The following is a 12,785-nucleotide window of genomic DNA, read 5'->3' as shown; positions in this document are numbered from 1 at the left end:
GCATGAACGGTCTGGCTGCGCGACGCGGCCTAAGCATCGCTCTTCTCGTGAGCATCCTGTCCGGGCTGGTGCCGCTCACACTTGCGCCTGCGCCCGCGTTCGCCGCAAACCCGTCGGTGGACCTGAAGGCCGTGACGTTCCTCGATGCAAGCACGGGCTTCGCGGCGGGCGCGAACGGCGTGATCGCCAAGACGACGGACGGGGGCGACAACTGGACGGTGGTGCGCAGCGGGAGCGAGGACTTCCGGGGCATCGTCTTCTGGAACTCGTTGCAAGGTCTGGCCGTCACCTACGACCGCAAGGCGTTCGGCACCAACGACGGCGGCGCGACCTGGCAGCTCCTGACTGCCGAGATGACCGCAGAGCCGTACCTGGAGTACATCGGCATCGATCGCATCGCTGCGCCGCCCGGGCCGACAGACCGGCTCGCGTTCGCGGCGGGCGGCTACAGCCCGATGAGCGGTCTTTCCTACGTGCCGGAACAGGTGTACCGGACGTACGGGAACGGCGGTGCGTACTGGGGCATCCCCGGTGGAAGCCCCGCTCCGGTCCTCAGGCCGTGCCGGTATCCGGATCCGAGCGGCGATACCGGCGGTGATAACGTGGGCCGCGGCGAGTTCTTCGGCATCGACTTCGTGGACGCGTCGCGGGGCTGGGCCGTCGGCGTCGACTACTTCCCCTCGACGCCCACCGCGACCGTGTACGCGACTGCCGATGGCGGCAACACCTGGTCGCAGCAGTCGGTCGGGGCGCCGGTCGCGCTCCGTGATGTGTCGTTCGCGACGACGGCGACCGGCGTGGCCGTGAGCGCCCAGGGCCGCGTGTTCTACACCCGCAACGGCGGCGCCACCTGGCAGGAGGGCGTCTCTGGCACCACTTCGGCGCTGTACGCTGTCGAGATGATCGACTCCTCGACGGCCTGGGCGGTCGGCGCGGCCGGGAAGATCATCAAGACGACCGACGGCGGCGCGACGTGGGCGGCCGTGACGAGCCCAACGACGAACGATCTTCTGGACATCACGAGCTTCGGGACGAGAGCGTGGGCCGTGGGCCGCTACGGGACGGTGGTGCTCACGACGGACGGCAGCACGTGGCGGAGAGCGCAACCGGACTCCACGCCACCTGTCATCACCTCGCTTTCATCGCCGACGCACCCGAGCGCCGACGCGTGGTACAAGAACACCGATCCCGCCTTCTCGTGGATCGCTAGCGACGCCTCCGGGGTCAGCGGCTTCTCATACGTGCTCGACGCTTCGCCGGACACCGTCCCTGACACGAGCATCGACTCGACGCAGTCCTCCGTCGCGTTCAGCGGCAAGCCGACGGGCGAGTGGTGGTTCCACCTGCGCGCGGTCGACGCCTACGGGAACTGGAGCGGGGCGTCGCACCTGAAGGTGCGCATCGACGCGCTGCCGCCGGTGACGACCGACGACGCGTCGAGCCTCTATCCTGGTCCGGCGACGATCACGCTTTCGCCGGCAGACGCGCACTCCGGCGTCGCGCTCACGCGCTGGACGCTCGACGGCACGCCTGGCACCGGCACGGTGGTCTCGGCGAGCTCGGACGGCACCCACACGCTCGCGTACGCGTCGGTGGACGCGGCCGGCAACGAAGAGGCCACCAAGACCGTGCAGTTCGTGATAGACACGGTGCTCCCGGTGGTGACGGACCTGACCTCGGCCACCCACCCGGATGCGAACGCCTGGTACCGTTCGTTGAGCGCGAGCTTCACATGGGGCTCGTCGTCGAACGTCGGCGTCGTCGGGTACTCGTACGAGCTCAGTCCGGACGCTGGGTGCGTTCCAGACCAGGTAGTGGACACCGTTTCCGGCGAAGCCACCGTGACAGTTCCGGGCGAGGGCGTCTGGTACTTCTGCGTGCGGGCGAAGGACGTCCTCGACAGGTGGGGAAGTGCGCAGCGGCGTGCCGTGCACGTCGATCGAACGCCGCCAGTCACCACCGACGACTCCTCCGCGCTCAGCACGAGCACGCCCGTGGTCGTGACGCTTTCGCCCGCCGATGCTCTCTCCGGCGTCGCGCTCACGCGCTGGACGCTCGACGGCACGCCTGGCACCGGCACCGTGGTCTCGGCGAGCTCGGACGGCACCCACACGCTCTCGTACGCGTCGGTGGATGCGGCCGGCAACGAAGAGGCCACCAAGACCGTGCAGTTCGTGATCGACTCCACGCCACCTGTCATCACCTCGCTCTCTTCCTCGACGCATCCGGGCATTGACGCGTGGTACACCGATCAGGACCCATCGTTCGCGTGGTCCGCGTCCGACTCGTTCGGGGTCGCCGGTTTCTCGTACGCCTTCGACGCAGTCGCAGATACCGTTCCAGACGAGGTCGTGGACACCGTTGCGTCGACGCTCTCGCTCAGCGGCGTCGAGACGGGCGAGTGGTGGCTCCACCTTCGCGCGGTCGATACCCATGGGAACTGGAGCCCCGCGTACCACAGACGCGTGCGCATCGACGTCACTCCACCGTCCACCTGGGCGCTCCTGTTCTCGCCGTACAAAGACAGCGCGACGATCGCGCTCTCCGCCGATGACGGCATCGGCTCTGGCGTGGCGTCGACCTGGTGGTCGCTGAACGGCTGGCCCCGTCAGAGCGGGACCACCGTGAACGTGACGCGCCCGGGACGCTACGTCCTGGAGTGTGCGTCTCGCGACAACGTGGGGAACGAGGCGACGCCGAAGACGGCCGCCTTCGACGTCGTCGCATCGTTCTCCACCTTGGAGCCGATCCAGGGCGATGACCGCTTCCTCACTGCCGTCGCTGCGTCGAAGGAGGCATACCCGATCTCCGGCAGCGCCGCAGGCGTGGTGATCGCGTACGGCAGGAATTGGCCGGACGCGCTTGGCGGCGCGGCGCTGGCCGGAGCTATCGGCGGGCCGCTGCTGCTCACTGAGAAAGACGTGCTCCCAGACGCGGTCAAGACAGAGATCGCGCGGCTCAAGGGCTCGTGCACGCAGTTCAAAGTGTACGTGGTCGGCGGCTCGGGCGTCGTGAGCAACGCGGTGTACAACACTCTGAAGAGCAGTTACGACACGACGCGCGTCTCCGGGGCAAACCGTTACCTCACCGCGAACGCGGTCGCCTCCGAGGTCATCAGGCTGCAGGGCTCCTCGTACGACGGTAAAGCGTTCTTCGCCACCGGCGAGAACTTTCCGGACGCGCTCGCGGCCTCGCCGGTCGCCGCGGCGAAGCGCTGGCCGGTGTACCTCGTGAACCCGGCGACGACAGCGGTCGACATCGACCCGAAGGTTACCTCGGGCGTCATCCTTGGCGGGACCGCTGTCGTGAGCAGCGGTTACGAGAGCGCGCTCAAGAGCCGTCTCGGCGCGGGTGCGGTGGAGCGTATCGAAGGGATGAACCGTTACGAGACGGCGGTGAAGGTCTCGGCGACGGCCGTGGCCGAGTGGGGGTTCTTGTGGGACAGCGTCGCGCTCACCAACGGCAAGAACTACCCGGACGCGCTCGCAGGCGGAGCGCTGCAAGGCCGCTCGCACTCGGTGATGCTGCTCACGGACCCAGCAGTCCTCTCTCCGGAGACGGGGACTGCGCTCCGGGACAACCGCGACTGGATCGGGACGCTGCGGTTCCTTGGCGGTACGGGTGCCGTGAGCCAGGCGGTCCGCGACGTTGCGCTGGGCCTGCTCCACCACTAAAGGCGTGCCCCAGAGGAGCCGTTGTCGCAGCGCGAAGGCGCATGGCGCAGGAGTGCCGCGTGCGACCGTGAATGAAGTATACTGGTGCAGGAAGTGGACGAATTCCAAGGGGCGGGTATGGGACTCCGGCGATCCTGGGCAATCTTGGTGGCGCTGACGACGCTTCAGTGCCTGCTTGCGGCTCCAGCGCTCGCCGAGACTGCGCCCCACGTGGCCGCTGAGGCCGCGCCTGACACGTGCTCGATGTGCCACCGCGCGCACACCGCGACAGCGCCGTTCGGGCGCTCGGCAACCGATAGCTGGGAGCCGACCGGCAACGCGCTCGTCCTCGCGACGGTCGACGCGACCGGGACCGCAGGCGATACGCTGCTGTGCTACGCATGCCATGGCGTCGACGCGCTCGGGTCGGGAACGGACGTGCAGTCGTCGTTCCTCGCGACGTCCGCCCACGATCTTGCACCGGCCTCTGCTCCGTACGGGCCGAGCGTCATCCAGTGCAGCAGCTGCCACGATTCCCACGGCGCGGACAAGACGGCCACTGGCGTGCCGTACCCATACCTGCTCCGTGCGCGCACCTCGACAGGAGCCGCCGTCTTCGCGGGCGAGGAGTATTGCGCGACCTGCCACTTCGCGAACCGGCCGGACGACGTCTGGGACGGGCTTGCGATCTTCACGCAGACGGCGCACTTCACCGTGCTTCCCGAGCCGGCGAACGGCACGAAGATCCGCTGCTCGAACTGCCACGTGGCGCACGGTTCGGCCGTCGCGCCGCTGATCGCGAGCCAGATCGCCTCGCCAGCGGTCCCCGCCACGGTGACGGTCGCCGCGAACGATCGCACACTGTGTTTCGCATGCCATCCGGCTGCGTACGGTACGTATCCGGGCGAGGCGACGTATCCCGCTTCGGCTCACGGGAGCTCCGTCGCGACGGTGGCGATTGCTGGCGAGTGGCCCGCGCCGGGCTCGTCGCGACTTGTGGGCGAGTGTCAGAACTGCCACGCGCCGATGGGGTCGGACGACGGGTCGGGCACCGCGGTGCCGAAGCTGCTCGAAGTGGCCGGGCGCGCGCTGTGCGACCGCTGCCATGACGCGGACGGCCCAGCGAGCACCGACATCTCCTCGACCGCCTATCCTGCCGCTGCTTCGACGCACCTGGAGCTGCTGGCGGGCGTATCGCCCGAGACGACGGGGACCGCGTACAGCACGCTTGCGCTTGCTGCAAGCGAGGCGATGGCGGCGCCGTGGGCGTTCTCCAGGCCGCAGGAGTTCGCGCCGGCCGGCGTCGTCTCAGACGTCGCGATCGGCGACATCGACGGCGACGGCGCTGCAGAAGCGATCGTCGGCTATTCGGACACGGCGACGATCAGCATACTGCGCGCCGATTCCATCTCCGGGCTCGCGCGGACGGACATCGCGGTGCCGGCAGGGATGGAGTTCGTGGGCGTGGCCGACGTCTTGGGCGACGTGGACGACCTGCCGGAGGTCCTCGCGCTCGACCGCGACGGTCGGACGCTCTACGTCTACCGCTGGAACGGCAGCACGCTCGCGTCCGTGACCTCGGTCGGCCCGCTCGGCCTGTCGTCGAGCGGCATGGCGTTCGGAGACGTGACGGGCGGCCTGTCCGATGATGTGGTCGTCACCGACGACGGAGCCGACGAGATCCGCATCATCACCGAGACCGGCGTCGACCAGCTCCAGGTGACGACGACGGTCGCGAGCTCGTTCGCTGGCCCGCGCGGCCCGAGCGTCGGCGACGTCTGGGGCGCGTCGGCCGGTCCGGAGATCGTCGTCGCGAACGCGGGAGAGACGAGCGACACGGTCGCGGTGTACGACGGCAGCGGCGCTCTGCTTGGCGTGCGTGCCATAGACGGCGCTGCAGGTGCTCGCGCGTGGGACACGCACGCAGTCGAGCTCGACAGCGGATCCGCGGGCACGGAGCTCGCCGTAGCGGTGAACGGCTTCGAAGGCACGAGCTCGGTGAACGTCTTCCGCCAGAGCGGCGGGGGGCTCGACGCGACACCGGTGCGCGTCGACACGGGAACGGCGAAGGCCACCTCGACGCTCGCGTCAGGCGACGTGGACGGCGATGGTTCGCCGGAGCTCGTCGTCGGCAACGGCGGCTGGTGGGCCTCAGGCGTCGGGCCGAGCGTGGAGGTCTTCGACGGCGTGCTCTCGCTCGCGCAGCACCTGCCGCTCGGCGGCACGGAGCGCGCCGGGACGGTGCCGCTCGCCGTCGGCGACCTGGGGGCCGTCGGCATCTCGCGGCACCCCGTGGGAGCGGTCGCAGGAGCGCACAACTCCACCGAGACCCCACCGTTCGCGCAGCACGTGGAGTGCGCGGACTGCCACGACCCGCACGAGGCGACGAGCACCGCGGCGGCGGCGCCCGCGGTCTACGGGCAGCTCAAGGGGGTCTTCGGTGCGGCCGTGACGAACACCGGGCCAGGCACCTCGACGTACTCGGACGCACAGCCGGTGGCGTACGAGTACCAGGTCTGCTTCAAGTGCCACTCCGCGTACGCCGGGTTCAGCGGCGTCCGCGACATCGCGAGCGAAGTGAACACGCGCAACGCTTCGGTGCACTCGATCGAGGAGTCGCATCTCACGAGCGCTCCCGCTTCGACCTTCGAGAGCGGGTGGGCCGCGGACTCGGTGCTGTACTGCATCGACTGCCACGGCACCGCAGACGCGGGCGCGCCTGCCGGCGTGCACGCATCGAGCGCATCGCCGCTGCTCGCGCGGCCGTACGCTGGTGTGGACACCGGCGATGCAGGGATGCTGTGCTACGCATGCCACAAGCGGTCGGTGTACTTCACGGGCGTGGACGACACCGGCACGGCGAGCCTGTTCTACGATGCCACGGCGGGCGCGCTTCACGCGGCGCACACGGACGGTGCGGGGATCTCGTGCGGCGCGTGCCACGTCAGCCACGGCTCACCGACAGAGGCGCGCCTCGCGCGAGCGGACGTCGGGTTCTCGCTCGAGGCCACCGGCGGGGCGTGCACGAACGCCTGCCATCCGGCGCCCGGCGCGTCGTACACCCGTCCGTAGGAGCGTGTCGCAGAGCCGCTCTGTTGACGCCGACGTCGCGTGCGGATAAAGTAAACCACTACTCGGTACAGGTTTACGGAAAGGCGTCCGCATGGCCTCTCGCGTCCGCTCGCTCGCCCGCATCGCGCTTCTCGCTGCTCTCATCGCTGCGGGCGCGTGGATCTCGCTGCCGATCGGGCAGGTGCCGTTCACCTTGCAGGTGCTCGTCGTGGTGCTGGTCGCACTCGTGCTCCCGCCGTACGAGGCCGGCATGGCGGTCGCCGTCTACCTGCTCGCGGGGGCGGTGGGCGCGCCGGTGTTCTCGGGCGGCCGAGCGGGGCTGCAGGTCTTCGCGGGGCCGAGCGGCGGGTACCTCGTCGGCTTCCTGCTCGGCGCCGTCGCAGGAGCGTGGCTGCGCCAGGCGCTCCGCGGCCGTGCGAGCGAGGTGGCGGCCGACGTCGTCGCGTCCGTCGCGGTGATCGCCGCTGTGTATCTGGTCGGGTGGGCGCACATCGCCTTCGTGGTGGCCGCTGGACCCGTTGCGGCGTTCGCAGCGGGCGTGCTTCCGTTCGTGGCCCTCGACGCGGCGAAGGCGGCCGGCGCTATCGCCGTGGCACGGGTCCTGCGCGCCGCGGGGATCGTTTCGCGCTAGCGTCTTCTTTCTGTCAGACCCTCCGCGTAGGATAGTCGCGAGCGCATGGCGGCTATCGATGGAGGGCGCATGAGCGGCAGGGTCAGATTCGTGCACGCGGCCGACCTTCACCTGGGGGCTCCGTTCAAGGGCGTCGCCGCGGAGGACGAAGGCGTGCGGCGCGCGCTCGTGGAGGCGCCGTACCGTGCGCTGGACGCCATCGTCGACCTCTGCCTGAGCGAGCAGGTCGACTTCCTGGTGATCGCGGGCGACCTCTACAACAGCGCAGAGCGTCCGGTGCGACCGCAGCTCGCGCTCGCTGACGCCTTCAAGCGGCTTGAGAGCGCAGAGATACGGGTCTTCGTCGTCCACGGCAACCACGACCCGGCGAACGACGCCCGTGCGCTCGTCGGGCTGCCGGCGAACGTGCACGTCTTCGCGCACGACCGCGTCGAGCGCGTCGTTCTCGAGCGCGAGGGAGAGGCGGTGTGCGCTGTCTACGGGCGGAGCTTCGGCACGCGCCAGGTCACTGAGAACCTCGTGGCCGGGTTCCGGCGCGAGCAGGCAGACGCGCTCGCCGTCGCCGTCGTCCACGCGAATGTCGGCGGGAGGGCCGGATACGACGATTACGCGCCGTGCTCTGTCGGCGACCTTGCTGCTGTCGGCATGGACTACTGGGCGCTCGGCCACATCCACGAGCCTGGGGTCGTGAGCGCTTCTCCGCTCGCCGTGTACGCCGGGGCGCCGCAGGGGGTGGATCCGACGCAGGTAGGCGAGCGCGGCTGCTATCTCGTGAGCGCCGAGCCGGGGCACGTGGAGGCCGAGTTCGTGCCGCTGGCGAGCGTTCTGTGGGAGGCCCGCTCGCTCGACGTGAGCGATATCAGCACGCTCGATGCGATCGAGGATCGCGTGGCAGAGGCATGCGCAGACATCTCGGCGTCGCGGGGTCGTCCGACGGTCGTGCGGCTCACGCTCACGGGCCGGGGCGAGGCGCACGCTGCGCTGAACGCTCCCGGTGCGCGTGCCGAGATCCGTGCGCGGGTGCGCGCGAGGGCGAAAGAGCTCGACCCGTGGGTGTGGGTCGACCTCCTTACCGACAAGACGGCTCCGGCGATCGACCTGGACGCGCTCAGAGAAGGGTCGGACCTCGCTGCCGACATCGTGCGGATCGCGGATCGGATGCTGGCGAGCCCCGAAGCCGCGGCGCGCGAGATCGAGGCGGTCTTCGGGCCGCTCACGTCGAAGCTTGGGCACGCCGGGATCGAGATGGGCCCGACGCAGGCCGCGGCGGCTCTCGTCGAGCGTGCGCGGGACCGGGTGCTCGACCTCGTGCTGGAGAAGGAGGGGCAGTGAGACTGCGGCGCATCGAGGTCGTCCGGTTCGGCGCCCTGGAGGATCGCACCGTCGGCGACCTGTCGGACGGGCTTACCGTCGTGCACGGGCCGAACGAGGCCGGCAAGTCCACGCTCATCGCGTTCGTGCGAAGCGTGCTGTACGGCTTCCCGACGAAAAGCAGGCCCGACGCCTATCTGCCGCTTGGAGGCGAGCGAGCGGGTCGGCTCATCGTGGAGGACGAGAACGGCCAGTGGGCGATCGAGCGCCGTGACGGCCCGAAGGGCGGTCCTGTCGTCGTGCGCACGCTCAGGGGTCCCGACCGCCCGGACCTCCTCGCGGAGATCACGCGCGGCGTCGACGAGAACGCATACCGGGTGGTCTTCGGCTTCGGGCTCGACGAGATGGCGAAGATCGAGGAAGCGCGGGGCAACAACGAAAGCATCGCTGGCGCGCTGTACGCGGCGAGCGCCGGGCTTTCCGTGAACCCGGACGAGGTGCGCAAGGAGCTCGAGTCGGAGCGGGACGCGCTGTTCCTGCCGCGGGGAGAACGCGAGATAAGCAAGCTGTTGCGTAGTCTGGCCGAAGCGCGCACGCGCATCAAAGAAGCGCGGGAGGCCGGCCAGCGTTACGCCGAGGACCGCGCAAGGCTCGAGGACCTGGAGCGGGAACTCGAGGAGCTGAAGCTCCGGGCCGAGGAGGCGCAAGGCGTCACTCGCCGTATCTCGGCCGATCATGAGCGAGTGAAAGGCGCTCTTGAGCGCGCCGAGAAGCTGGCGGCGGAGCGGCAGCGCGTGGGTGAGACGCTCGCAGCTCTTCGTGCGGACGCCGCTTCGATCGAGGTCGACGAGCAGGTCTTGAGCGCCGCCGACGACATCGAGGCGCTCGTGCACCGACAGGCGCCGACGCAGCAGACCGTCCAGGAGGCGGAGCGCCGTCGCGAGCAGGCCCGCCGAGAGGCCGACTCATTCGAGCGCGCGTGCGCCGCAGCTGGTCTGTCGCCGGAGACGGTACGGGCCATCCCGGCCTCCGGGCCGCTCGCCTCCGCGGTGAGCGGCGCTCGCGATGACATCGCAGGGCTGGAGGCCGAAGTCGCTGCACGTCGCCGCGAACACGAGAACGCTGAGGCGAGCGCCGAGCGAGAGCGTCAGGCGGCGGCCCGTGCTCTCGAGCAGGCGGGGCTTGACGGAAACGCCACGCAGGAGGACATCGACCGTGCGCTCGCAGAGATAGAGCCCGCTGAGGAGCCGACGGCGCACGGTGGTCGCCGGAACATCACGCTCGCTGCCGTCGTCGCGTTGCTCGGCCTGTTCATCTTCGTTGTCGGCGGCGTGTGGCTGAAAGAGAAGGTGTCGCTCGTCGCCGGCCCGGTGTTCACCGTGCTTGGGATCCTGGCGCTGATCAAAGAGCTCCGCACCGGTGCCGCGCGTGCGAGCGGGCCTGAGGCCGCGAGGCGTCGTCGGCTGCTCGACGTCGCTCGCGTCGCGGTCCAGCGGTACGAGTCAGCGCGCGCGGAAGCCGAGCGCGCGAGAATCGACGCAAAGCTCGCGGAAGATACGCTTGCGGCCCGCAAGGAGATCCTCGCTCAGGAGCTTGCGAAGCACGGGCTTCCGAGGGACCTCGAAGCGCGGGCGGCTGCCGCGCTCCTCGAGGCCGTCCGTGAAGCGCAGCGCCACGACGCCGAGGCGTGCACCGCCAAGGCGGAGGCCGAGCGGCTGCAGGAGAGCGTTGACCGCTTCGTGCATGAAGTCGGTTCAGTGGCGGAGGGGGTCGGCTATGCGCGGCTGGTCGCGACGTTCGAGGACGCGACGAGCGTGCTTTCGGTGCTCGCCGAGCGCTTGAAGCAAGCGCGGAACGGCGAGGAGCGCGTCCGCGCCATCCAGGCGCAGGTCGCACAGATCGAGGCGCAGCTCTCGGAGATCGCGCGTCAGCAGACCGAGGCCGAGTCAGAAGCTCGTGCCGTGCTCGAACGCTACGAGCAAGCGTACGCGTCGCTCGAAGGGCTGCGCGCGATGCTCGAAGAAGCGCAGCGGAACGAGGCCGAGATCGCGTCCCGCCGGGAGGAGGTCGCGTCCGAGCGCTCGCGCCTGGAAGAGCGGTTGCGCGCCTTGAGCGACGACGACCAGGCCGCGCAGGCGCGGCTCGACGAGGCCGCGCTCACGCAGCGCATCGAGCAGGCCGCAGAGGAGTACCTCGTTGCGGCTCTCGGCGCACGGCTTCTGGCGCAGGCGCAGGACCTCTACGAGCGCGAGCGGCAACCGGACGTCATCAAGGACGCCGAGCGCATCTTCCGGGGCATCACCGGGGGCCGTTACGCCCAGGTCATCGTCCCGATCCGGACGGGGCGCATCGAGGTCTACGACGACCGGGCTGCAGCGAAAGACAGCGGCAAGCTCTCCAAGGGCACGGCGGAGGCGCTGTACCTCGCTTTGCGGCTGGGGCTCGTCGGGCGGCTGGACGGCGTGGGGCCGGGGCTGCCGATGCTCATCGACGACGTGCTCGCGAACTTCGATCCCGAGCGGCTCGACGGCGCGGTCCAGGCGATCGCAGACCTTTCGCGCACGCGCCAGGTCGTGTTCTTCACCTGCCACGAACGCATCGCCGAGATGCTCCTCGAAGCCGGCGGCACGGACGCCGTGCGCATCGATCTTTCGGCGCGCATCTAGCGCTTTTGGCGGTCGAGGTCGATCGCGGGGAGCCGCACCGTGAACACGCTGCCGCCCTCGGGCCGGTTCGCGGCCTCGATCGTGCCGGCGTGCGCCCTGACGATCGCGGCGACGATGGCGAGCCCGAGACCCGCACCGCCGGTGGAGCGGTCGCGGCTGATTTGCGCCCGATAGAAGCGCTCGAAGATGTGCGGCAGCGCCTCGGGCGGGATGCCTGGTCCTTCGTCCAGCACCTCGAGTGCGACGTCGTTCGGAGAAGCGGAGATCCGCACCTCGACCGTGCCGCCCGCAGGCGTGACGCGCGTCGCGTTGTCGAGCAGGTTCGCGACCACCTGCTGGAGGCGGTCGGCGTCGCCGAGCACGACGGGCGCATCGCCTGTCACGGTCACGCGCACGCCGCGCGACTCGGTGAGCGGCTGGAGCGCTTCGGCGGCGCGCTCGGCCACCTCCTTCAGCATCACCCGTCCGAGCGGCAGCTCGCCGGTGGCTCCCTCGATGCGCTGCAGCGTGAGCAGGTCGTTCGCCAGCCGCGTCAGCCTCTCGGCTTCCCGCACGATGGACGCGAGGAACTGCCGTTGGTCGTCTTCGGGCACGTCTCCGTCGAGCAGCGTCTCTGCCGCGCCGCGGATCGCGGTGAGCGGGGTCCGGAGCTCGTGGCTCACGTCCGAGACGAACCGGCTCTTGCGCCGCTCCTCCTCCTTCAGCTCGACGATCGCCCGCTCGACCTCGTCGGCCATGGCGTTGAACGCCTGACCGAGCGCGCGCGTCTCGACCGATCCCGCTGGGACGGCGCGGGCAGAGTGATCGCCGCCGGCGAACCGAGAGGCGACCGCGGCAAGCTCGGTCAACGGTCTCGAAAGCCAGCGCGACAGCACTTCGGCGAGCAAGAACGTCAGCGCAGCGAACGCCGCGATGACGAGCGCGAGGCGCATCCGGTAGTCAGAGAGCAGGCTCATGATGGAGAAGGTCGTCGAGGACGCGTACGAGACCCCTGCGATCTCGTCGCCTGCCATGATCGGGACCGCGACGTACAGCGCCACGCGCCCGGTCTCGGTGATGCGCGTCGTCGCGCCGTACTCGCCCGAAAGCGCTTGCTTCACTTCGGGCCTGCTCGCGTAGGAGACGCCTGGCTTGCCGCCGGAGTCCGCGACGACCACGCCGTCAGCGTCGAGCACGCGCATGCGAGACGCGGCGTAGGGAGCCGCCTGCTCGAACGCGCGCTGGATCGCGGCAGCGTCCGAAGTGTCGAAGCGGCTCGAATCGGCGAGCGCAGTCTCGGCCACCAGGGCGGCAGTCAGCCGCGCCTGGGTGTGCAGCCGCTCCTCGAGCTTCCTCAGCGCGAACGATTCCAGCTCGTGCAGGAAGTAGGCGGACAGCCCCACCGCCGAGACGAGCGCGGTCGCGAGCAGCGCGACGAGCAGGCGGGTGCGTATGGAGGTCTTTGGCATCACG

At 69.9% G+C, this 12,785-nt stretch carries 6 protein-coding genes; 5 read left to right on the top strand and 1 reads right to left on the bottom strand.

What is annotated here, in order from left to right; translation table 11 throughout:
- Window positions 1-2 precede the first annotated feature (2 nt).
- The 5 genes from MX659_RS07265 (at window position 3) to MX659_RS07245 (ending at window position 11,333) form a co-directional block, all read left to right on the top strand.
- Window positions 3-3,674 (top strand): cell wall-binding repeat-containing protein, encoded by a 3,672-nt coding sequence (locus MX659_RS07265; RefSeq protein ID WP_267192809.1) that lies wholly within the window; start codon window positions 3-5, stop codon window positions 3,672-3,674.
- Between the two features lie 117 nt (window positions 3,675-3,791).
- Complete coding sequence (locus tag MX659_RS07260) at window positions 3,792-6,725, top strand: cytochrome c3 family protein (protein ID WP_267192808.1); 2,934 nt, start codon at window positions 3,792-3,794, stop codon at window positions 6,723-6,725.
- Window positions 6,726-6,816: 91 nt separating this feature from the next.
- Entirely contained in the window at window positions 6,817-7,356 is a 540-nt protein-coding gene (locus MX659_RS07255; RefSeq protein WP_267192807.1) for a biotin transporter BioY, read from the top strand.
- Between the two features lie 69 nt (window positions 7,357-7,425).
- Entirely contained in the window at window positions 7,426-8,688 is a 1,263-nt protein-coding gene (locus MX659_RS07250; RefSeq protein ID WP_267192806.1) for a metallophosphoesterase family protein, read from the top strand.
- Window positions 8,685-11,333, top strand: a complete 2,649-nt coding sequence (locus MX659_RS07245; RefSeq protein WP_267192805.1) for an ATP-binding protein — start codon at window positions 8,685-8,687, stop codon at window positions 11,331-11,333. Before MX659_RS07250 ends, MX659_RS07245 begins: the two co-directional genes overlap by 4 nt.
- Here MX659_RS07245 and MX659_RS07240 read toward each other — a convergent pair.
- On the bottom strand, window positions 11,330-12,781 hold the full coding sequence (locus tag MX659_RS07240; RefSeq protein WP_267192804.1) for a sensor histidine kinase: 1,452 nt from the start codon (window positions 12,779-12,781) through the stop codon (window positions 11,330-11,332). The two genes, MX659_RS07245 and MX659_RS07240, sit on opposite strands and share 4 nt — an antisense overlap.
- Window positions 12,782-12,785 lie beyond the last annotated feature (4 nt).

It is taken from the genome of Parvivirga hydrogeniphila, assembly GCF_023371205.1.
GTDB classification, from domain to species: Bacteria; Actinomycetota; Coriobacteriia; order Anaerosomatales; family Anaerosomataceae; genus Parvivirga; species Parvivirga hydrogeniphila.
Note: the sequence above shows the minus strand (reverse complement) of the source record. Positions and strands in the feature narration are given on the sequence as shown.